This window comes from Streptomyces echinoruber (genome assembly GCF_014651135.1).
Classification (GTDB): Bacteria; Actinomycetota; Actinomycetes; order Streptomycetales; family Streptomycetaceae; genus Streptomyces; species Streptomyces echinoruber.
The window spans coordinates 104309-124694 of sequence record NZ_BMWH01000024.1 but is presented as its reverse complement, the minus strand read 5'-3'; the positions used below and the strand labels follow the sequence as shown (position 1 = coordinate 124694).

Genomic DNA, 20386 nt, shown 5'->3' with positions numbered 1-20386 from the left:
GGCCGCCCACCCGCGCCGGGTGGGCGGCCGGCCCCGCGGGCGACGCGTTCTCTCAGGCTCTCAGGCCACGAACTCTCAGGCTCTCAGGCCACGAACGTCCGCGGCGCCTCCCCCGCCCCGCTCCCGCCCGTCCGCACCAGCCGCGCCGCCGCCGCCAGCCGCGCCACCGCCTCGTCGGCCACCGCGCCGCCCACGGTGAACGGCAGCCGCACGAACCCCTCGAAGGCGCCGTCGACCCCGAAGCGCGGCCCGGAGGGGACGCGCACCCCGACCCGTTCCCCCGCCTCCGCCAGCCGCGACCCGGACAGGCCGCCGGTGCGCACCCACAGCGTCAGCCCGCCCCGGGGCACCTCGAACCGCCAATCGGGCAGCTCCCGGCGCAGGGCGGCGACGAGGGCGTCCCGGTTCTCCCGGGCCTGGGCGCGCCGCACGCCGACGGCCTTCTCCCAGCCGCCGGTGTGGAACAGCCAGTGCACGGCGAGCTGCTCCAGCACCGGGGTGCCCAGGTCGGCGTAGGCGCGCGCGGCGACCAGGCTGCGGATCACGTCGGGGGCGGCCCGCACCCAGCCGATGCGCATCCCGGCCCAGAACGCCTTGCTGGCGGAGCCGACGGTGATGACGGTGGACCCGGCCGGGTCGAAGCCGCACACCGGGCGCGGCATCCGCACCCCGTCGTCGAGCCACAGCTCGCTCATCGTCTCGTCGGCGACCAGCACGGTGCCCGCGGACCGGGCCGCCTCCACCAGCTGCCGCCGCTGGTCCTCGTCGGCGAGCGCGCCGGTGGGGTTGTGGAAGTCGGCGACGACGTAGGCGAGGCGGGGGGCGGCCTCGCGCAGCACCTGGCGCCAGCGGTCCAGGTCCCAGCCGGCCAGTCCCTCCGCCATCGCCACGGGCACCAGGCGGGCGCCCGCCTCCCGCATCAGCTGCAGGATGTTGGCGTACGACGGCGACTCGACGGCGATGCGCTCGCCACGGCCGGCGAAGAGGTGGCAGATGGCGTCGATGGCGCCCATCGCGCCGGTCGTGACCATGATCTGCTCGGGCATGGTGGGGATGCCCCGCGCGGTGTACCGCTCGGCGAGCATCTCGCGCAGCGCGGGCAGCCCGGCCGGGTAGTCGCCGTGGGTGTGCGCGTAGGGCGGCAGCGCCTCCAGCGCGCCCTGCACGGCGCGCGTCAGCCACGGTTCGGGCGCGGGCAGGGCCGCGCAGCCCAGGTCGATCATCGAGCCCAGCGCCTCCGGCGGCAGCGGCTCCAGGCCGCGCGCGGGCAGCGGGTTCCCGGCGGGCACGGCGGTCCAGCTCCCGGCGCCGCGCCGGGACTCCAGGAAGCCCTCGGTGCGCAGCGCCTCGTAGGCGGCGGCGACCGTGGTGCGGCTGACGGAGAGGGCGAGGGCGAGTTCCCGTTCGGCGGGCAGCCGCGCGGCCACCGGCACGCGGCCCTCCAGCACCAGCAGCCGGATGCCGTCGGCGAGCGCCCGGTAGGCGGGCGGGCGCCGGGTGCCGGGGCCCGCGGGCCGCTCCTGCTGGGAGGCGAGCAGCCGGGCGAGCTGCGCCGCCCCCACCGCCGAGGTCCACCGCGCCATGCGCACCAGTCCACCTTCCCCGAATTGGCCGTGGATGGCTTTTCTTTCCGAGCCACAGAGTGACATGCGCCAGTCCATTGCGACACAGGGGGGTACCTCTTGGCCACGAACAGCCGTCTGGTGCGGCGGTTGACCCAGCTCTACGCCGGGCTCGTGCTGTACGGCGTGAGCTCCGCGCTCCTCGTCACGGCCGGCCTCGGCCTGGAGCCCTGGGGCGTGCTGCACCAGGGCCTGTCCGAGTGGACCGGCCTGCCGATCGGGCAGGTGTCGATCGTCGTGGGCGCGGCGGTGCTGCTGCTGTGGGTCCCGCTGCGCCAGCGCCCGGGACTCGGCACGGTCTCCAACGTGGTCGTGGTGGGGCTGGCCATGGACGGCGCCCTGGCGCTGCTGCCGGACGCGCGCGGCCTGGCCGTACGGATCCCCGTGCTGCTGGCGGGTGTCGTGCTGAACGGCGCGGCCACCGGCCTGTACATCGCGGCCCGCTTCGGCCCGGGCCCGCGCGACGGGCTGATGACCGGGCTGCACCGGCGCACGGGCCGGTCGATCCGGCTGATGCGGACGGCCGTCGAGGTCGCGGTCGTGGCGACGGGCTTCGCCCTGGGCGGCACCGTGGGTGCCGGCACCGTGCTGTACGCGCTGTCCATCGGCCCGCTCGCCCAGTTCTTCCTGCGCCTGTTCGCCGTCCCGACGGCACCCGGCGGCAGCACGGTCGTTTCCACCGGGCAACCCGAACGGGTGATACTGCGACCGTGACCCCGCAGACCCGGCTGCCCTGCCACCCTTACCTCGACCACCCCGGCCCGCTCGCCTTCGCCCACCGGGGCGGGGCCGCCGACGGGCTGGAGAACACCGCCGCGCAGTTCCGGCGGGCGGTGGAGGCGGGCTACCGGTACCTGGAGACCGACGTGCACGCCACGGCGGACGGCCGGCTCGTCGCCTTCCACGACGCGACCCTGGACCGGGTGACCGACGGTTCGGGCCGGATCGCCGACCTGCCGTGGGCGCGGGTGCGGCGGGCGCGCGTGGCGGGGCGCGAGCCGATCCCCCTGTTCGAGGAGTTGCTGGAGTCCTTTCCCGAGGCCCGCTGGAACGTCGACTGCAAGGCGGAGCCGGCGCTGCGCCCGCTGCTGGAGCTGATCGAGCGGACCGGCGCCTGGGACCGGGTCTGCGTCGGCTCGTTCTCCGAGGCGCGCGTGGTGCGCGCCCAGCGGCTGGCCGGGCCGCGCCTGGCGACGTCGTTCGGCACGCGCGGGGTGCTCGGCCTGCGGCTGCGCTCCTGGGGGCTGCCCGCGGCGGTGCGCCGCTCGGCGGTCGCGGCCCAGGTGCCCGTCTCCCAGGCGGGCATACCGGTGGTGGACGCCCGGTTCGTGCGGGCCGCCCACGCGCGCGGACTGCAGGTGCACGTGTGGACCGTCAACGATCCGCGGCAGATGCACCGGCTCCTGGACCTGGGTGTGGATGGCATCATGACCGACCACATCGGCACGTTGCGCAAGGTCATGGAGGACCGGGGCGTCTGGGTCTGACGCGCCCGCCGCCCGGGCGCCTGCGCGGCACCGGGACACAGAAGGCGAGGGCACGGGTGGGCACCGACACCGTGCGCGCCGCGGCGGCCGGCGACGCGGCCGCCGCGCGACGGCGCGAGCAGCGCGGCTGGTACTTCTACGACTGGGCGTGCTCGGCCTACTCCACGAGCGTGCTCACCGTCTTCCTGGGCCCCTACCTGACCTCGGTCGCCGAGGCGGCGGCGGACCCGGACGGGTACGTGCACCCGCTGGGCCTCCCGGTGCGCGCCGGGTCGTTCTTCGCGTACTGCGTGTCGGCTTCGGTGGTGCTGGCCGTCCTCGTGCTGCCGCCGGTCGGGGCGGCCGCCGACCGCACGGGCCGCCGCAAGCCGCTGCTGGCGGCCGCGGCCTATCTGGGGTCCGGCGCCACCGCGGGCATGTTCCTGCTCGACGGCGACCGCTACCTGCTCGGCGGCCTGCTGCTGATCGTCGCCAACGCCTCCGTGGTCGTGTCGATGGCCCTGTACAACTCCTACCTGCCGCAGATCGCCGCGCCCGAGGAGCGCGACGCCGTCTCCTCGCGGGGCTGGGCCTTCGGCTACGTCGCCGCCGCGCTGGTGCTCGTCGCCGACCTGGTGCTGTTCACGCGGCACGCCGCCTTCGGCGTCTCGCAGGCCGCCGCCGTGCGCATCTGCCTGGCCTCGGCGGGCCTGTGGTGGGGCGCCTTCACGGTGGTGCCCCTGCGGCGCCTGCGCGACCGCCGGACGGCGCCCGCCGGGCCGGCCGCGCACGGCTGGCGGCAGCTGGCCGCCACACTCCGCGAGATGCGGCGCACACCGCTCACCCTGGCCTTCCTCCTCGCCTACCTGGTCTACAACGACGGCATCCAGACGGTGATCTCCCAGGCCTCCGTCTACGGCTCCGAGGAGCTGGGGCTGGGCCAGTCCACACTGATCCTCGCCGTGCTGCTGGTGCAGGTGCTGGCGGTGGGCGGCGCGCTCGGCATGGGCCGGCTGGCGCGCAGGTACGGCACCAAGCGCACCGTCCTGGGCTCGCTGGTCGCCTGGACGCTGACCCTGGCGGCCGGGTACTTCCTGCCGGCCGGCGCGCCCGCCGGGTTCTTCGTGCTGGCGGCGGCGATCGGGCTGGTTCTCGGCGGCAGCCAGGCGCTGTCCCGGTCGCTGTTCTCCCACCTGGTGCCGCCGGGGAAGGAGACCGAGTACTTCGCGGCGTACGAGATGAGCGACCGGGGCATGAGCTGGCTGGGCCCGCTGCTGTTCGGCCTGACCTACCAGATGACCGGGAGCTACCGTGACGCGATCGTGTCGCTCGTCGCCTTCTTCGCCGCCGGTTTCGCCCTGCTCGCCCGGGTACCGGTGCGGCGCGCCGTCGCCGACGCGGGGAACCCGGTCCCCGAAAGGATTTAGCACTCGGGGCGAAAGGGCGGTAGTGTACGCCTTTGGCCTGCCAGGCGTACCGTTACTGCGCGACAAAGATGCCGAAACGCTGGGTGACATCTGGTAGCAGATGTGACAAACCGGATGTCGGTGGGTACTGCACTGGTTGACAAGGCTGCGGCTACGACGGCGACGCATGGCCCGGAACGGGACTCGGGACGGGAATCTTTACCGCCGACCGGACGTTGACCGGATGACGACGACAGCGACACCTGTCCTGTGGGCGACAAGCCCGGGAGGCACGATTCATGAGTGAGCGAGCTCTTCGCGGCACGCGCCTCGTGGTGACCAGCTACGAGACGGACCGCGGCATCGACCTGGCGCCGCGCCAGGCCGTGGAGTACGCATGCGAAAAGGGGCACCGCTTCGAGATGCCCTTCTCGGTGGAGGCGGAGATCCCGCCGGAGTGGGAGTGCAGGGTCTGCGGGAGCCAGGCACTTCTCGTGGACGGCGACGCCCCTGAGGAGAAGAAGGCCAAGCCTGCGCGTACGCACTGGGACATGCTCATGGAGCGGCGTACGCGCGAGGAGCTCGAGGAGGTTCTCGAGGAGCGCCTTGCCGTCCTGCGGTCCGGCGGGATGAACCTCGCGGTTCATCCGCGCGACAGCCGCAAGTCGGCGTGAGGCCCCGCGGGGCCGGGGCGGTTTTTCAGCGCACGTGAAACACCACGGGCGCCGTACGCGAAAGCGGCGTACGGCGCCCGTGGTGCGCCTGGGGCCGATACCCGTGGTGTGCCTGGGGCGGGTGGTGACGGCGGCTGATGCGGCACGGGGTGGCTGATGCGGTACGGTGCGCCTGGGTGCCACAGCGCGCCGCGAGCGCGGCGGGCGCCGCGGCGCACCGCCGGGATCTCCCTCACCGCGTCAGCGGCGGCCGGTCCTCGTGCGGGGTGTCGCCGTGCGGTTCCTGCCGGATGACCTCGCCCTGGACGATCCTGCCGCCGGGGTGGTGGATGCGGGCCTGCTGGAAGGCGTCGGCGAAGCCGCCGGGCGCCGAGGCCCGCAGCCTGCGCTCCAGGGCACGCTCCGTGCAACCCCGCACGACCCTGCGCACCGGCGGGAGCAGCAGAAGCAGACCGGCGGCGTCCGAGAGCACGCCGGGGAGCATCAGCAGCAGCCCGGCCAGCATGAGCAGGCCGTTGCCCTCGCCCTTGCCCTCGCCGTCGTCCGCGGGGGCGCCGCCGCGCCGCAGCGCCTCGTTCAGCCGCTGGAAGGCGCGCCGTCCCGCCCGCTTGACCACCACCCCGCCGAGCAGGAACCCGGCGACCAGCAACAGCAGCACGGCCGGCCCGCCGGCCGCCCCCGCGACCACGGTCAGCAGCCAGACCTCCAGCACCAGCCAGGCCGCGAGGCCGAGCGGCAGGAACGTCCGCGGCCGCGAGCGCCGGGGCCGTGCGGTGGTGGAGGGGGAAGAGGGCGCGGCGCCAGTCGTCATGCTCCCAGTGTGCCCGGACCCGGCTCAGCGCGGCGTAAGGGGACGGCCGGCACCGGCCGTGCGGTGCGGCCGCGGGGCCGGAACTAGCGTTCCCGCGCTTGCGGGCGGGTCTGGTCGGTGCGGTGGGTGAGGCGGGCGACGCGTTCCCCGACGCCCCACGCCGTGACCCGCCACAGGGCCTCGACGAGGATGTCGCGGCTCATCTTGGAGTCGCCGAGTTCCCGCTCGACGAAGGTGATGGGCACCTCGACGACGTGGTAGCCGGCCTTGACGGCGCGGCGGGCGAGGTCGACCTGGAAGCAGTAGCCCTGGGAGGCCACCTCGTCCAGGCCGAGGCCCAGCAGGGTCTCGCGGCGGAAGGCGCGGTAGCCGCCGGTGATGTCGCGCAGCGGCAGGTCCAGGGCGAGGCGCGAGTAGAGGCTGCCGCCGCGGGAGATGAACTCGCGGGACTTCGGCCAGTTCACCACCCGCCCGCCGGGCACCCAGCGCGAGCCGAGCACCAGGTCGGCGCTCTTCAGCGCGGTCAGCAGGCGGGGCAGCTCCTCCGGCTGGTGGGAGCCGTCGGCGTCCATCTCGACCAGGACGCCGTAGTCGCGCTCCAGGCCCCAGCGGAAGCCCGCGAGGTAGGCGGCGCCCAGTCCCTCCTTGCCCTTGCGGTGCAGGACGTGGACGTGGTCGTCCTCGGCGGCCAGCTCGTCGGCGAGCTTGCCCGTGCCGTCGGGGCTGTTGTCGTCGGCCACCAGGACGTGCGCCTCGGGGACGGCGCGGCGGACCCGGCCGACGATCTTCTTGATGTTCTCGGCCTCGTTGTAGGTCGGGATGATCACCAAGGCGGTGCCGAGCGGGCCGAAACGCCTCCCCTGGGCCGGTGCCGCGAGAGTCCCGTCGCCGTCGTTCACTGCTGCCCCTTCATGTCCGTACGCAGGGGTCCACCATAGTGGCCGCGGCCTGCGGTGACGCGATGACTCGTCCGTACGGGGGTGTCGATTCCGCAAGAGCGGGGTAAGAACGCGCTCTTCGGCGTCGCCGGGCGGCGGTGGCCGCCGCGCCCGGTGCCGCGGACGGGGCCCGGCGCCCTTCGGGCCGGCTCGGGGCGCGCTGGCTGCGGGTCCCGGAAGCCGTTGTCTACTGAGTACCGCGGCCCCGTCCGGGTCGCACCCTGCCGACCGGCCGGAACGTTCCCTTGCCGCGCCGGACGCTGGGCCTGGCTCCCAGCGACGGTGCCCGGCGGGGACACCGTCCCTGACCCAGCGGCGCTGCGGCGCGTGCCCGGAGGCTCCCCGGTCGGGCCTGTCGGTGGTGGACTGCGCAGAACCTACCGGTCCCGCGCAGTCACCTGTCAACAACCTTCTGACCTGCGGTTTCGCGAGCCCGGGAGCGACCCGGGCGCGGGATTGCGCAGGTGGCGCGCCGGAGGCTGCGCGGGCCGGCCGGCCGTGCGCCGCCCCCGGAGATCACTCGCCCGGCCGTACGTACACCGTCCGCCCGCCGACCACCGTGCGCAGGCAGACCGGCAGGTCACGGCCGGGCGTGAGGTCGGGCAGGCCGGGCGTGCCGGAGCGCGGGTCGGTGGACCAGCGGGCGATGCGGTCGTCGGGGGCCTGGACGACGAGCTCACCGGTACGCCAGACGGCGTAGTCGGCGGGGGCGCCCGGCACCAGGACGCCCGCGTCGTCCCGTCCCACGGCCCGCCAGCCGCCGCGCGTGTGCGCGGTGAACCCGGCGCGCACCGAGATGCGGTGCTCGGGGGTGCGGTGGAAGGCGGCGGCGCGGATGGCGCCCCACGGGTCGAGCGGGGTGACCGGGCTGTCGGAACCGAAGGCGAGCGGCACCCCGGCCCGCAGCAGCGCCGCGAACGGGTTGAGGGTGCGGGCCCGCCGCGCGCCGAGGCGCCGCGCGTACATGCCGTCCTCGCCGCCCCACAGCGCGTCGAAGGCCGGCTGCACGGACGCGGTCAGGCCCAGGTCGGCGAGGGCGGCGATGGTGTCGGCGGTGAGCATCTCGGCGTGCTCGATCCGGTGCCGGGCGGCGCGCAGGCGGGCCGGGCCGACCTTCTCGGCGGCCGCGCGCATGCCCTCCACGACGGCCGTGACGGCGGCGTCGCCGATGGCGTGGAAGCCGGCCTGCAGCCCCGCCTCGGTGCAGGCGACGACGTGGGCGGCGACGGCGTCCGCGTCCAGATGGGCGGTGCCGGTGTGGCCGGCGTCGGCGTAGGGCTCGTGCAGGCACGCGGTGTGCGAGCCGAGGGCGCCGTCGACGAAGAGGTCCCCGGCCGCGCCCAGGGCGCCCAGCTCCCGCGCCTTGTGCACGTCCCGCTCGGCCCAGTACCCGACGACGCGCGGCCCCGGTTCCTCGGCGGCCAGCCGGAGCAGGCCGGTGAAGTCGTCCTCGGAGGAGATCTCCGGTCCGCCGCACTCGTGGAGGGTGCCGATGCCGAGGGAGGCGGCGTGGGCCAGGGCGGCGCGCTGGGCCTCGGTGCGCTGGGCGGGGCTGACGGAGGCCAGCGCGGCGGCCCGCACGGCGTGGTGGGCGTCGCCGGTCAGGGGGCCGTCCACGGGGCCGGGGACGTGGCCCGCGAGGTCGAGCAGGGCCGTGGTGACGACCGCCGAGTGGACGTCGATGCGGGAGAGGTAGAGGGGGCGGCCGCCGGTGGCCTCGTCCAGCTCGGCCCGGGTGGGCGGGCGGCCGCCGGGCCAGCGGGAGGCGTCCCAGCCGTGGCCGAGCAGGACCCGGTCGTGCGGCCGGGCGGCGGCGAACTCCCGCACCCGGGCCAGGGCGTCCTCCAGCGAGGCGGCGCCGGACAGGTCCAGGCCGGTGAGCGCCAGGCCGGTGGCGGTGGTGTGCACGTGGGCGTCGGTGAACGCCGGGGTGACCAGCGCCCCGTCGAGGTCGACCACCTCGTCGACGCCGTCCGCGAAGGCGTCGGCGGCGCCCTCGGAACCGACCCAGGCGACGTGTCCGCGTTCGACGACCATCGCGGTGGCGAACGGGTCGGCGGGGCTGTGGATCTCCCCGCGGCGCAGGAGGACGGTGTGCGGCTCGGCGGTGCGTTCACTCATGACCCACAGTTTCGCCTGCCCGGCGGCCGGGTCCGCACCCGGGTCAGATGCGCGGCGGACGCGCCTCGTACGGGGTGGACAGCACCACCGTCGTCCGGGTCGACACGCCCGCCAGCGAGCGGACGCGGGCGAGCAGCTCCTCCAGTTCGTGCGGGGTGGCCACGCGCACCTTGAGGATGTAGTTCTCGTCGCCGGCGACGCTGTGGCAGGCCTCGATCTCGGGCACGCCGGCGAGGCGGTCGGCGATGTCGTCGGGGGCACTGGGGTCGAACGGCTTCACCGAGATGAACGCGGTCAGCGGCAGCCCCACCGCCTCCGGGTCCACGACCGCGGCGTACCCGCGGATGACGCCCCGCTGCTCCAGGCGGCGCACCCGCTGGTGCACGGCCGACGTGGACAGGCCCGTGGCCTTGCCCAGGTCGGTGTAGCTCATCCGCCCGTCCTCGACGAGCAGCCGCACGATCTGTCGGTCCAGCTCCTCCATGGCGCAAGAACCTACCGGGCCGCTGATCCCCCGGACAGCTCGGCGGCCCAGGCCATGCCCGGTTCGTGACGCACCGGGAGCCGTCCCGTGCGCGGTCCGGGCGGCGCGGCGGCCGCGCGGGGCACCTGCGAGCGGCATGTGACGAACGACACACCGTTCGAACGGTCTCCGTGATGGTCCCGTGATTATCACCCGGACGGGGCGGGAAGTGCTTGCTGTGGTCGAGGCCGCAGCGCCTTCACGGCCCAGCCCACAGGGGGAGAATCCCATGCAGAGTGCCAAGCGCCCTGGTCGTTCCGTGCCCAAGCGGCAGCAGCCGGTCGTCGAGCCCGAGCCGGAGGGCGTCGAACCCGGCGCCTACGAGGACGACGCCTACGACACCTTCGAGATGTACCGGGTGATCTGCCCGGACTGCGCCCAGCCCATCGCGCTGCTGGCGGACGAGGACGTCCTGCCGGAGCACGCGCTGTGCGCCTCGCCGTGGAACCCGTTCGGCCTGACGGTCTGCCCCGGCACCGGCCGCCGGGCGTCGGAGGCCCGGCCCGCGGACGAGTCCTTCGAGCCGCAGGAGCAGGACACCGCCCTGCTGCTGACGCTGCCTCAGGGCTTCGACTGGCGGACGCAGCCGTTCTCGCACGTCGGCGGACCGGGCTCGCGCCCGATCCGCGTGCCGTCGATGCGCCGCCGCGCCGCCTGAACCACGCCGCCTGAACCGCGCCGCTCGGCCGGCGCCCGGGCGCCGGCCGGGCCGCACCGTTCCCGCACCGGCCGGGCCGCGCGGGCGATCGCCGTGCGTCGCCCGCCTCCGCGGCGGCCTCCGCACCCCGGCGTCCGCCCGCCGCGGTGCGGGACGTTCCCGCCCACGGCGCGGTCGGCGGTGCGTCAGCGGCCCTCGGGCCCGACGAGGTGGCGGGCGATGACCATCCGCTGGATCTGGTTGGTGCCCTCGACGATCTGCAGCACCTTCGCCTCGCGCAAGTAGCGCTCGACGGGGAAGTCGGTGGTGTAGCCGTAGCCGCCGAGGATCTGCACGGCGTCGGTGGTCACCCGCATCGCGGTGTCGGTGCAGTGCAGCTTGGCCATGGCCGCCTGCTGGGCGAAGGGCCGGCCGGCGTCGCGCAGCCGCGCGGCCGCGAGGTAAAGGGCGCGGCCGGCCTCGATCTGGGTGGCCATGTCGGCGAGCATGAAGCGCAGCCCCTGGAAGTCGGCTATCGGCCGCCCGAACTGGCGGCGCTCGGCGGCGTAGGCCACGGCCTCGTTGAGCGCGGCCTGGGCCAGGCCGATCGCGCACGCCGCGATGCCGAGCCGCCCGGAGTCGAGGGCGGACAGTGCGATGGTGAAGCCCTGCCCCTCCTCGCCGATGCGGTGGGTGTCGGGCACCCGGACGCCGTCGAAGTGGACCTGGGCGGTGGGCGAGCCCTTCAGGCCCATCTTCTTCTCCGGTGGCGCGGCGCTCACGCCCGCCGCGTCGCCGGGCACCAGGAAGGCGGTGATGCCGCGCGGGCCCTCGCCGCCCGTACGCGCCATGACGGTGTAGAAGTCGGCGATGCCGCCGTGCGTGATCCAGGCCTTGGTGCCGGTGATCACCCAGTCGTCGCCGTCGCGCACCGCCCGGGTGCGCAGCGAGGCCGCGTCCGAGCCGGAGGACGGCTCGGAGAGGCAGTAGGCGCCGAGCAGGCCGCCGCCGAGCATCCCGGGCAGGTGCTCGACCTGCTGCTCCTTGGTGCCGTAGGTGGCCAGGGCGTACGAGGCCAGCGTGTGCACGCTGGCGCCGAGGCCGACGGTGAGGCGGGCCGTGGCGAGCTCCTCCAGGACCTGGAGGTAGACCTCGTAGGGCTGGTCTCCGCCGCCGTACTCGGAGTCGTAGGGCAGGCCCAGCAGACCCGACTGCGACAGGAGGGTGAAGACCTCACGCGGGAAGCGGCCGGCGTCCTCCTCCTCGGCCGCCTTGGGGGCGATCTCGCGCTGCGCGATGTCGCGGACGAGCGAGATCAGGTCCCGGGCCTCTTCCGTCGGCAGCAGCCGTTCCACCGGCTGCGGGGCGCGGTCGGACATGGCGTCGCTCTCCTCCCTGTCGGGCGCATCGGCGGACGTGCGCCTGGGGTGGGGCGGCGCCGCCGGGTCTTTCGGGTGCCGTCCACTGGGCGCGTCCCCGGATCGCGGAGACCGCTGACCAGCGGCTGTGCGCAGTGAGTATGCCCGATCCGGGCACGGCCGTCACCGGTTAACGACCGCTTACTCCAAGATGTGACCTGAGCCTTTCGAAGCGGCGTGGACCACCGGCAGCGCGGCCCCCCTCACGCCTCCCGGCGGGCGGTCGGCGAGGCGGGGCGGGAGAGGTCGAGGTCGAGGTCCCCGATGGCGCGCAGGGTGGCGCCGAGGGTCCTCACCAGCAGCTCTCCCATCGTCTCGCGGGACAGCTCGGGGCGCGCGATCCAGTCGAGGGTGGCGCCCTCGACGCCGCACACCCAGGACAGCAGGCCCATGCGGGTCAGCGGCGCGACGGCGGCGGGGCCGTAGGCGCCCTCGGCGATGGTCGCCACGATCGCCTCGCGCACCCCGTCGCGCAGGGCGTGCACCTCGGTGTCGAAGCCGACGCCGCCGCTGACGATGGTGCGGTAGGCGGCCTGGTTGTCCTCGGCGTAGCGCAGGTAGCAGTCGATGGTGCGGCGCACCCGCTGCTCCGGCGGCAGCTCCCGGCCGCCCGCCGCGAGGGAGAGCAGATCGGCGACGGAGTCCTCGATGATCGCCAGGTAGTAGCCGCGCTTGGAGTGGAAGTAGTAGTAGATCAGCCCCTTGGCGACATGGGCCTGCCGGGCGATGTCGTCCATGGACAGCGCGTCGTAGGACGTGTCGGCGAACAACTTCCGCCCGATCGTGATGAGTTCGGCGCGACGCGCCAGGGAGCGCTCGGTACCGCGCGCCCGGGGACGGACGGAGCCGTCCGATGGCGTGATCTTCAATTCGACCCTGGTCTCCAACTGGCGGCGGGACAAGCGCAGTATGGCAGAACGGCGCCACCTGCTCGTTCGACGGCATTCGACGGCGTTCGACTGCCGTCGGGGAGCGCGATGCGCCGAGGAGCGGGCGGGCGCGGCGGTCGGCCGCCGCCGGGGCGGAGGGAGCCGGAGCGGGCCGAGCCCGTTCGGGCCGGAGCGGGCCGTTCGGATCGGAGCGGACCGGACCGTTCGGATCGGGCCGGACCGGGGTCAGAGCAGGCCGAGTTGGGTGACGAGCATCGCGAGGACCACGACGAGGGTCCAGCCGGCGAGATGCTCCAAGAGCGTCGGGCCGTCGCCTTCGTCGTGCGGGCCGCCGGTGCGGACGGTAGTACGGACGGCGGTGGCTGCGTGGGTGGTCATGGCGTCTCACGGAGGTCGGGTCGTACGGGCCGCCCCCCGCCGGGCTCCCCTCCCGGCCCGTCCACCATGCCACCTGCCGGGGCCGTCGCGGCAGAGAGGTTGGTCACAGGCGCGGGCCCCGGCCCGGTGCCGGGGCCCGCGCCGCGGTGCTCAGCGCACGCCCACCGCGGCGAGCGCGGCGCGCCGGCGCGCGGTGGGGTTGGCCGGGAAGTAGAGGTAGCAGACGCCGCCGCTGCCGGAGACGACCTTGCCGGAGGCGTTGTACCGCTTGGTGCGCAGCCAGATGTTCTCGAACTCCCGGCGCAGGTAGACCCGTCGCACCGCCTCGTCGCTGGGTGAGGCCGGGTCGTTGGCGATCACGTCGCCGCCGGGGGTGAAGCCGATGACGGTCATCAGGTGGCCGGAGGTGCCGTATCCGGCGCCGGTCAGTTCTCCCTTGAGGAACGACTGGGAGGTGATCGCCGGGATGCCGGCCGCGACGAGGGTCTCCAGGTCGGTGAGGGAGCCGAGCCGGGTGACCACGCCCTGCAGGCCGGGGAAGGTGGCCGCGTAGGCCGCGTTGAACGGCCAGTTGCCGCAGCCCTGGTACTGGTAGTCGTACGTGGAGCGGGCCGCGTGGCACACCTGCGGGTCGGCGTAGGACGGGTTCACCCAGGCGAGTTGCCCGGGGGTGAGGCGGCCGCCCCAGTACTCGATGATCATCTGTGAGGAGGTGGGGCTGCACCAGGCCTCGCCGCCGCCGTCGTACTCCGGGTACTGGCCGGCGTGGATCTCCTGCGAGTAGCGCGGCACCGCCAGTTCCCGGGCGAGGCCGGGGGTGGAGGCCGGGACCGTGAAGCGGTCGGGGACGTCGGAGCCCATCGCGCCGATGCGCCACACCGTGGGGGTGAGGCGGGTGCCGGGCCTGCGGTACAGGGTGAGCCGCAGCCGGTACGACGCCAGGCGCAGACCGCCGGACGGGTCGTCGAGGGCGAGGGTGTCCGTCCAGACGGTGCTCCGGCCGTCGGCCTGCCCGTCCACCGACGTCCGCCGGATGTCGCCGTCGCCGGCCGCCCAGCGGCCCATCACGTACCAGGGGGTGTCCGTGCCGTCGGAGTACGTGCCCTGCAGTTCGGCCTGGAGCCAGGTGCCGGCCGGGGTGTGGGCGTTCCAGGAGGCGACCGCCTCGGTGGCCGGCACGGCGAGCCGGTGGACGGGCGAGGTCCAGGTGGCGTACTCCCAGGCGGCGGTGGTGCCGGTGTGCGGGTCCCGGTACTCGGTGGTGCCCACCGGGGCGTCGATCATCAGGCCCGGGCGCGGGCCGGCGACGGCCCGGGTGCCGCGGCCCGTTCCGCCGCGCCAGTCGGCGTACGACGTCCAGGCCCGGTAGTCGACCGGGCGGTTCGGGGCGTGGCCGGCGGGCGGGACGCCGGGGGGCGCGGCACCGGTCCCGGTGCCCGTCGCGGTGGTGGTGGCGGTGGTCGGGGTGGTGGTCGGGGTGGCGGTCTCGGCGCGGGTCGGGGCGGCGGCGAGCGCCGGGCCCGTGCCGCCCGCCACGGCGGCGGTGACCGCGGCGGCCAGGACGGTTCGGCGGGACGGCTGCTGGGATCTGCTCATGGACGGATGACCCCCGGTCGTCGGGACAGGTCCGGTGCGCGGCTGACTGTGCGCCCACTATGACCGGACCCGGCCGGCCCCGCCAGGACCCCGGCGCGTGCCGCGCCGACCAATATTGGTCTCCACCAGTGGCACCATCTGCGGCGGCCCGCCGGGAGCGGCGGTGAACCGGGGCACCGGCACCGGGAGCCGCGACGAGCCGGGGTGCCGACGCCGACAGCCGCGACGAGCCGGGGTGCCGGAGCGGTGGGCGACCGGAGCCGCCCGCGGGAGGAGTCCAGGACCCCAGGACCCCAGGACCACAGGACCACAGAGCCCCAGGACCTCCAGGACCGGGCATGACCGAACATGGTTGAATACGAGACCGCCGTCTCCCCCTCCCCGGCTCCCTTCCCCGACTCCCCGAGCCCCCGGACCCCCACGGACCGTCACCGCGCACCATGCCCCCGCTCCCCCGCCCCCCCGCCGAGACCCTGCCCGGCCTCGCCGCCCGGCTGCGCCGCCTTCCCCCCTCCCTGGGCCCCGTCCGGCTGGTCGGTGTGGACGGGCACGCCGGGTCCGGCAAGTCCACGTTCGCCGGGCGCCTGGCGGCGGCCCTCGGCGGTGCGCCGGTGCTGCACCTGGACGACGTCGCCAGTCACGCGGAGCTCTTCGCCTGGGACCGGCGGCTGCTGACCGAGGTGATCGAGCCGCTGCGCCGCGGCGAACCCGCCCGCCACGCCCCCTACGACTGGCGGCGGCGGCGCTTCGGCCCGGTCCGGGTGCTGCCGCCCGCGCCCGTGCTCCTGCTCGAGGGCGTCGGCGCCGGCCGCCGTGTGCTGCGCCCGTATCTGGCGCACCTGCTGTGGATGGAGCTGCCCGCCGAGGAGGCGTGGGCGCGGGGACGCGCGCGGGACGGGGAGGAGCAACGGGAGTTCTGGGACGGGTGGGTCGAGGCCGAGCGCCGGCACTTCGCCGCCGACCCCTCGCGGCCGTACGCCGATCTCCTGGTGCGGCAGGCGGAGCACGGGTACGAGCTGCTGCCGGGGCCGGCGTCGCGCGCCGCACACCGTTCGGTCACCGACGGTGACGACCCGTCCGCGGTGTGCTGAGTTCGTGAAGGCCCTTGCGGCGGAACTTCGTTGAGTCCCCGGCTCCGCTTGACCGGGGGACCGTGCAGGACTTACGTTCTCAATGTGCGGTCGTCGAGGCCGCCGGTATACGCGAAGCCCCCGGTTGTTCCCCCGTGACCGGGGGCTTCGTTCTGCTTCCCGAACCCTTCTCCCGCGGTCACGGGCTGTGATCTCCTCGTCCCCGGCCGGCGGCCGTGTGCGCCCCCGTCTGCTCCCACCTCGCCGAGCGGCCCGTGCGGCACCCTTCGGCGGGGGACGGCACCGCGGGTACGATGCCCTCGGTGCGACCTCGGACGCCGCTTCGCGCACCTGTCAACTCCGGTCGGCCGAGCGGCGGTTCGACCAATGGCGGCCGGCGGGCGGCGGCCCGGCGGCGGACCCTGGGGGCACGGTCTGTGGGGGACGGGATGGACTTCGGCACGCAGGGCCTCAAGGCCCCGGCCGACCTCGCGTGGCTGCGAGGCGTGGACGCCTACACCATGGGCGCCTATCCGCAGGCGGAAGAGGAGTTCCGGGCCGCGGTGCGGATGGATCCCGGGATGGCGGACGGCTGGCTCGGGCTGCACGCGCTGCGCGTCGACACCACGACCGCGCTGCTGCGCATGTACCGGCACCGGGACCGCTTCGGCGAGCAGCGGGCCCGGCACCGCCGCGCCCTCAACTCCTGGTACTGGCTGGGCTGGTGGGTGCAGCCGGTGCTGGAGAGCCCGCGCGATCTGCTGCTCGCGCACGCCTCGCACTGGCTGGACGGCCGGCACGTGCCGGAGCTGGACCGGGCCCTGGCCGACCTGCCGCCCGTGGACACCGACCCGCAGGTGCGTTTCCTGCACGCCTGCCGCGCCTACCTGGTCAAGGACTGGGAGCAGTTGATCCGGCACACCGACCCGCTGCTCGACGACCCGATGCTCGGCATCGAGGCCGGTCTGTTCGGCGGCATGGCGCGGGTCCGCCTGGAGATGTACGGGCAGGCCGAGCCGCTGCTGTCGGCGGCGCTGATGCGCTGCCGCAGCGAGCAGCCGCAGCGCAAGGAGCTGCGGTACTGGCTGGCGCGGGCCCATGAGGGCACCGGGCGGTCGGCGGCGGCGCTGCCCCTGTACCGGGCGGTGCACCGGGTCGACCCCGCCTTCATGGACACCTCCGCCCGGCTCGCCGCGATCGCCGAGGGGGACGGCTACGACGGCGTCGACGGCGTGGACACCGCCGATCTCGCCGCGGTCGCGCTCGCCGGGGGCGGGCCGGACGGCGACGCGCCCGACGGCCTCGACGCGCTGTTCGGCGCCGAGGGCCGGGACCTGAGGCTGCCGGATGCGGCCCCGCCGCCGTCCGCCACCCTGCCCGGCGCGGGCGACCGGCCGCTGCGCCACAAGAGCGCGCCCGCGCCCGTCTCGCTGCCCGCCGGGCCCACCGACCCGGCGCTGCTGGAGGAGGCGCTCGCCGAACTGGAGCGCATGGTCGGGCTGGAGCCGGTCAAGCGCCAGGTCAAGGCGCTGTCGGCGCAGTTGAACATGGCGCGGCTGCGGGCCGGGCAGGGGCTGCCCGTACAGCCGCCCAAGCGGCACTTCGTCTTCTCCGGCCCCTCCGGCACCGGCAAGACCACCGTCGCCCGCATCCTCGGCCGCGTCTTCTACGCCCTCGGCCTGCTCGGCGGCGACCACCTCGTGGAGGCCCAGCGCGCCGACCTGGTCGGCGAGTACCTGGGGCAGACCGCCGTGAAGGCCAACGAGCTGATCGACTCCGCGCTCGGCGGCGTCCTCTTCGTCGACGAGGCGTACTCGCTGTCCAACTCCGGCTACGGCAAGGGCGACGCGTACGGCGACGAGGCGCTGCAGGTGCTGCTGAAGCGGGCCGAGGACAACCGGGACCACCTCGTCGTCATCCTCGCCGGCTACCCGGAGGGCATGGACCGGCTGCTGGCCGCCAACCCGGGGCTGTCGTCCCGGTTCACCACCCGCGTCGACTTCCCCTCCTACCGGCCCGGCGAACTCACCGAGATCGGCAAGGTGCTCGCCGCGGAGAACGGCGACCGCTGGGACGACGAGGCGCTGGAGGAGCTGCGGGCGATCGCCACGCACGTCGTCGAGCAGGGCTGGATCGACGAGCTCGGCAACGGGCGGTTCCTGCGGACGCTGTACGAGAAGAGCTGCGCCTACCGGGACCTGCGGCTGTCGGTGTATCCGGGGGCGCTGTCCCGCGACGACCTGGCGACGCTGCGGCTGCCGGACCTGATGCAGGCGTACGGGGAGGTGCTGTCGGGGCGGGGGCCGCAGGACCCGCCGGCGGCGTAGGCCCGGCGGTACGGCGGCGGCGCCCCGCCCCGGTTGCGGGTCACGCCATGGCCTGCTCCACCTGCGGTGCCTCCTGCTGCTGCGGTGCCTCCTGCTGCGGCGCCTCCCGGTGTGCCGGGTCCCGCACCTCGCCCACCAGGAGTTCCAGCACGTCCTCCAGGGCCACCAGTCCCAGCACCCGGCCGGAGGCGTCGGCCACCTGCGCCAGGTGGGTGGCGGCGCGGCGCATCACGGTGAGGGCGTCGTCGAGCGGCAGCTCGGGACGCAGGGTGATCATGGGGCGCCAGACCTGCTGCGGCACGGCGCGGTCGGAGTCCTCCAGGTCGAGGACGTCCTTGACGTGCAGGTAGCCCATGAAGGCCCCGCCCGGCGCGGCCACCGGGAAGCGGGAGTAGCCGGTGCGGGCGGTCAGTTCGACGATCTCCCCCGGGGTGACCGAGGGGCTGACCGTGACCAGCGACTCGCGTTCGAGCAGGACGTCGGTGACCGGGCGGGAGCCCAGTTCGAGGGCGTCCTCGAGGCGCTCCTGCTCCTCGGGGTCGAGGAGCCCGGCCTGGCCGGAGTCCTCCACCAGGCGGTTGAGCTGCTCGCTGGTGAAGACGGCCTCGACCTCGTCCTTGGGCTCGACGCGGAAGATCCGCAGAATGCCCTGGGCGCAGGCGCCGAGCGTCACGGTGATCGGCCCGCACAGGCGGGCGAAGGCGACGAGGCCGGGGCCGAGCCACAGCGCGGCCTTCTCCGGTGCGGCCATCGCGAGGTTCTTGGGGACCATCTCGCCGACGACGAGGTGGAAGAAGACCACGGCGACGAGGGCGATGACGTAGCCGAGCGGGTGGATCATTTCGTGCGGGAGGTGGATCCACGCGAAGAACGGCTCCAGCAGGCGCGCCACCGTCGGTTCGGCGACCGCGCCGAGGGTCAACGAGCAGACGGTGATGCCGAACTGGGCGGCGGCCATCATCTGCGGCAGCCGCTCCAGGCCGTGCAGCACCTGGCGGGCGCGGGCGGTGCCGAGCGGTTCGACCTGGCTGCGCCGCACGGACACGAGCGCGAACTCGGCGCCGACGAAGAAGCCGTTGGCGAGGACGAGCAGTGCGGCGAAGACGAGTTGCAGGACGGTCATCGGGCGGCCTCCACGACGGCGACGGCGGCGGCGTCCGCGGTCGGCGCGGTGCGCACCAGGCGGACGCGTTCGGCGCGGTAGTGGCCGACCTGGCGCACCACCAGGCGCCAGCCGGGCAGTTCGGCCCGGTCGCCGACGGCCGGGATGCGGCCGAGCAGGTCGGCGACGAGGCCGGCGACGGTCTCGTAGGGGCCCTCGGGGGCCTGCAGACCTATGCGCCGCAGGGTGTCGACGCGGCAGCCGCCGTCCACGTCCCAGGCGGGGTGGCCGTCCTCGGGCGGGGCGGGGGCGAGTTCGGGCACGGCGTGCAGGTCGTGCTCGTCGCGGACCTCGCCGACGAGTTCCTCGACGATGTCCTCCAGGGTGACCACGCCCGCGGTGCCGCCGTACTCGTCGACGACGACGGCGATGGGCTGCTCGCTGCGCAGCCGGGTGAGCAGGGGCTGCACCGGCAGCGTCTCGGGAACGAGCAGCGCGGGGCGGGCGATGCGCTCCACGGGGGTGCGCAGCCGGTCCTGGGCCGGCACCGCGAGGGCGTCCTTGAGGTGGGCCATGCCGACGATCTCGTCGATCTTGTCCCGGTAGACGGGGAAGCGGGACAGGCCGGTGGCGCGGGTCAAATTGACCACGTCCTCGGCGGTGGCCGACGACTGCAGCGCGCTGACCTTCACCCGGGGGGTCATGACGTGCTGCGCGGTCAGTTCGCCCAGCGACAGGGTGCGCACGAACAGGTCGGCGGTGTCCTGCTCCAGGGCACCGGCCTGCGCGGAGTGCCGGGCCAGGGAGACCAGCTCGCCCGGGGTGCGGGCGGAGGCCAGTTCCTCGGCGGGCTCCACGCCCAGGGACCGCACGAGCCGGTTGGCGACGGCGTTGAGCGCGGCGATCACCGGGCGGAACAGGCGGGAGAAGGCGTGCTGCGGGCCGGCGACGAAGCGGGCGACCTGCATCGGCCGGGAGACCGCCCAGTTCTTCGGGACGAGTTCGCCGATCACCATCTGCGCGGCGGAGGCCAGCAGCATGCCGGTGACGACGGCCACGCCGGAGGCGGCGTGGCCGGGCAGGCCGAGCGCGGCGAACGGGCCGCGCAGCACCTCGGCCAGCGCCGGTTCGGCGAGCATGCCGACGACGAGGGAGGTGATGGTGATGCCGAGCTGGGTTCCGGAGAGCTGGAAGGAGAGTTCCTTCACGGACTCCACGACCCGGCGGGCGCGCCGGTCGCCCTCGGCGGCGGCCTTCTCGGCCTCCGGCCGCTCGACGGTGACGAGTCCGAACTCCGCCGCTACGAAGAAGCCGTTGGCGAGGATCAGCAGGAACGCGGCTGCCAGGAGCAGCAGGGGGATGGTCATGATGCCGCCGCCTCCGCGTGGGCGCGGGTGCCGGTGCGGT

18 protein-coding genes are annotated in these 20386 nt (G+C 74.8%); 7 read left to right on the top strand and 11 right to left on the bottom strand.

Features of this window, described 5'->3' with window-relative positions; all coding sequences use genetic code 11:
* Positions 1-83: 83 nt before the first annotated feature.
* On the bottom strand, positions 84-1583 hold the full coding sequence (locus IE225_RS24765) for an SCO1417 family PLP biosynthesis transcription factor (RefSeq protein WP_190059807.1): 1500 nt from the start codon (positions 1581-1583) through the stop codon (positions 84-86).
* A 99-nt stretch (positions 1584-1682) separates the two neighbouring features.
* On the opposite strand from IE225_RS24765, the gene yczE reads away from it, so the two are divergent.
* From yczE to IE225_RS24745, 4 genes are all read left to right on the top strand, one after another.
* On the top strand, positions 1683-2336 hold the full coding sequence (yczE, locus tag IE225_RS24760) for a membrane protein YczE (protein WP_190059806.1): 654 nt from the start codon (positions 1683-1685) through the stop codon (positions 2334-2336).
* Positions 2333-3109 (top strand): glycerophosphodiester phosphodiesterase family protein, encoded by a 777-nt coding sequence (locus IE225_RS24755; protein WP_190059805.1) that lies wholly within the window; start codon positions 2333-2335, stop codon positions 3107-3109. Before yczE ends, IE225_RS24755 begins: the two co-directional genes overlap by 4 nt.
* A gap of 56 nt (positions 3110-3165) precedes the next feature.
* Complete coding sequence (locus tag IE225_RS24750; protein WP_190059804.1) at positions 3166-4515, top strand: MFS transporter; 1350 nt, start codon at positions 3166-3168, stop codon at positions 4513-4515.
* Positions 4516-4793: 278 nt separating this feature from the next.
* The gene (locus tag IE225_RS24745; protein WP_190059803.1) at positions 4794-5168 is read left to right on the top strand and encodes an RNA polymerase-binding protein RbpA; all 375 of its coding nucleotides are present in this window, start codon (positions 4794-4796) and stop codon (positions 5166-5168) included.
* 232 nt (positions 5169-5400) lie between these two features.
* On the opposite strand, the gene fxsA is transcribed toward IE225_RS24745, so the two are convergent.
* The 4 genes from fxsA to IE225_RS24725 form a co-directional block, all read right to left on the bottom strand.
* Entirely contained in the window at positions 5401-5979 is a 579-nt protein-coding gene (fxsA, locus tag IE225_RS24740) for an FxsA family membrane protein (protein WP_190059802.1), read from the bottom strand.
* Positions 5980-6062: 83 nt separating this feature from the next.
* Positions 6063-6878 (bottom strand): polyprenol monophosphomannose synthase, encoded by an 816-nt coding sequence (locus IE225_RS24735; RefSeq protein ID WP_190059801.1) that lies wholly within the window; start codon positions 6876-6878, stop codon positions 6063-6065.
* Between the two features lie 555 nt (positions 6879-7433).
* Complete coding sequence (locus IE225_RS24730) at positions 7434-9038, bottom strand: amidohydrolase (protein WP_190059800.1); 1605 nt, start codon at positions 9036-9038, stop codon at positions 7434-7436.
* A 43-nt stretch (positions 9039-9081) separates the two neighbouring features.
* Positions 9082-9522: an Lrp/AsnC family transcriptional regulator gene (locus IE225_RS24725; protein WP_190059799.1), complete on the bottom strand. Its 441-nt coding sequence runs from the start codon at positions 9520-9522 to the stop codon at positions 9082-9084.
* Positions 9523-9790: 268 nt separating this feature from the next.
* On the opposite strand from IE225_RS24725, the gene IE225_RS24720 reads away from it, so the two are divergent.
* On the top strand, positions 9791-10219 hold the full coding sequence (locus IE225_RS24720) for a hypothetical protein (RefSeq protein ID WP_190059798.1): 429 nt from the start codon (positions 9791-9793) through the stop codon (positions 10217-10219).
* Between the two features lie 185 nt (positions 10220-10404).
* On the opposite strand, the gene IE225_RS24715 is transcribed toward IE225_RS24720, so the two are convergent.
* The 4 genes from IE225_RS24715 to IE225_RS24700 all read right to left on the bottom strand — a co-directional run bounded on the left by IE225_RS24715 (position 10405) and on the right by IE225_RS24700 (position 14480).
* Complete coding sequence (locus IE225_RS24715; RefSeq protein WP_190059797.1) at positions 10405-11577, bottom strand: acyl-CoA dehydrogenase family protein; 1173 nt, start codon at positions 11575-11577, stop codon at positions 10405-10407.
* A gap of 242 nt (positions 11578-11819) precedes the next feature.
* Complete coding sequence (locus IE225_RS24710; protein ID WP_373303269.1) at positions 11820-12485, bottom strand: TetR/AcrR family transcriptional regulator; 666 nt, start codon at positions 12483-12485, stop codon at positions 11820-11822.
* Positions 12486-12731: 246 nt separating this feature from the next.
* Positions 12732-12884, bottom strand: a complete 153-nt coding sequence (locus IE225_RS24705) for an SCO1431 family membrane protein (protein WP_190059795.1) — start codon at positions 12882-12884, stop codon at positions 12732-12734.
* A 150-nt stretch (positions 12885-13034) separates the two neighbouring features.
* Positions 13035-14480, bottom strand: coding sequence for a C39 family peptidase (locus IE225_RS24700; protein ID WP_190059794.1), 1446 nt, complete (start codon positions 14478-14480; stop codon positions 13035-13037).
* Positions 14481-14920: 440 nt separating this feature from the next.
* Here IE225_RS24700 and IE225_RS24695 point away from each other — a divergent pair, with 440 nt between their 5' ends.
* Both IE225_RS24695 and IE225_RS24690 read left to right on the top strand, forming a co-directional pair.
* Entirely contained in the window at positions 14921-15571 is a 651-nt protein-coding gene (locus IE225_RS24695; protein ID WP_190059793.1) for a uridine kinase family protein, read from the top strand.
* Positions 15572-15999: 428 nt separating this feature from the next.
* On the top strand, positions 16000-17877 hold the full coding sequence (locus IE225_RS24690; protein WP_190059792.1) for an AAA family ATPase: 1878 nt from the start codon (positions 16000-16002) through the stop codon (positions 17875-17877).
* A gap of 40 nt (positions 17878-17917) precedes the next feature.
* Here IE225_RS24690 and IE225_RS24685 read toward each other — a convergent pair whose 3' ends face one another.
* Together IE225_RS24685 and IE225_RS24680 are read right to left on the bottom strand one after the other, a co-directional pair.
* On the bottom strand, positions 17918-19000 hold the full coding sequence (locus IE225_RS24685) for a hemolysin family protein (protein WP_190059791.1): 1083 nt from the start codon (positions 18998-19000) through the stop codon (positions 17918-17920).
* A complete protein-coding gene (locus IE225_RS24680; protein WP_190059790.1) occupies positions 18997-20346 on the bottom strand; it encodes a hemolysin family protein in 1350 nt (449 codons plus the stop codon). Before IE225_RS24680 ends, IE225_RS24685 begins: the two co-directional genes overlap by 4 nt.
* Positions 20347-20386 lie beyond the last annotated feature (40 nt).

What these genes read in the sequence shown, in the direction of transcription:
- IE225_RS24765 (WP_190059807.1), bottom strand. Translation starts at nt 1,583, where the DNA reads ATGGCGCGGTGGACCTCGGCGGTGGGGGCGGCGCAGCTCGCCCGGCTG.
- IE225_RS24745 (WP_190059803.1), top strand. Translation starts at nt 4,794, where the DNA reads ATGAGTGAGCGAGCTCTTCGCGGCACGCGCCTCGTGGTGACCAGCTAC.
- fxsA (WP_190059802.1), bottom strand. Translation starts at nt 5,979, where the DNA reads ATGACGACTGGCGCCGCGCCCTCTTCCCCCTCCACCACCGCACGGCCC.
- IE225_RS24730 (WP_190059800.1), bottom strand. Translation starts at nt 9,038, where the DNA reads ATGAGTGAACGCACCGCCGAGCCGCACACCGTCCTCCTGCGCCGCGGG.
- IE225_RS24725 (WP_190059799.1), bottom strand. Translation starts at nt 9,522, where the DNA reads ATGGAGGAGCTGGACCGACAGATCGTGCGGCTGCTCGTCGAGGACGGG.
- IE225_RS24720 (WP_190059798.1), top strand. Translation starts at nt 9,791, where the DNA reads ATGCAGAGTGCCAAGCGCCCTGGTCGTTCCGTGCCCAAGCGGCAGCAG.
- IE225_RS24715 (WP_190059797.1), bottom strand. Translation starts at nt 11,577, where the DNA reads ATGTCCGACCGCGCCCCGCAGCCGGTGGAACGGCTGCTGCCGACGGAA.
- IE225_RS24705 (WP_190059795.1), bottom strand. Translation starts at nt 12,884, where the DNA reads ATGACCACCCACGCAGCCACCGCCGTCCGTACTACCGTCCGCACCGGC.
- IE225_RS24700 (WP_190059794.1), bottom strand. Translation starts at nt 14,480, where the DNA reads ATGAGCAGATCCCAGCAGCCGTCCCGCCGAACCGTCCTGGCCGCCGCG.
- IE225_RS24695 (WP_190059793.1), top strand. Translation starts at nt 14,921, where the DNA reads ATGCCCCCGCTCCCCCGCCCCCCCGCCGAGACCCTGCCCGGCCTCGCC.
- IE225_RS24690 (WP_190059792.1), top strand. Translation starts at nt 16,000, where the DNA reads ATGGACTTCGGCACGCAGGGCCTCAAGGCCCCGGCCGACCTCGCGTGG.
- IE225_RS24685 (WP_190059791.1), bottom strand. Translation starts at nt 19,000, where the DNA reads ATGACCGTCCTGCAACTCGTCTTCGCCGCACTGCTCGTCCTCGCCAAC.
- IE225_RS24680 (WP_190059790.1), bottom strand. Translation starts at nt 20,346, where the DNA reads ATGACCATCCCCCTGCTGCTCCTGGCAGCCGCGTTCCTGCTGATCCTC.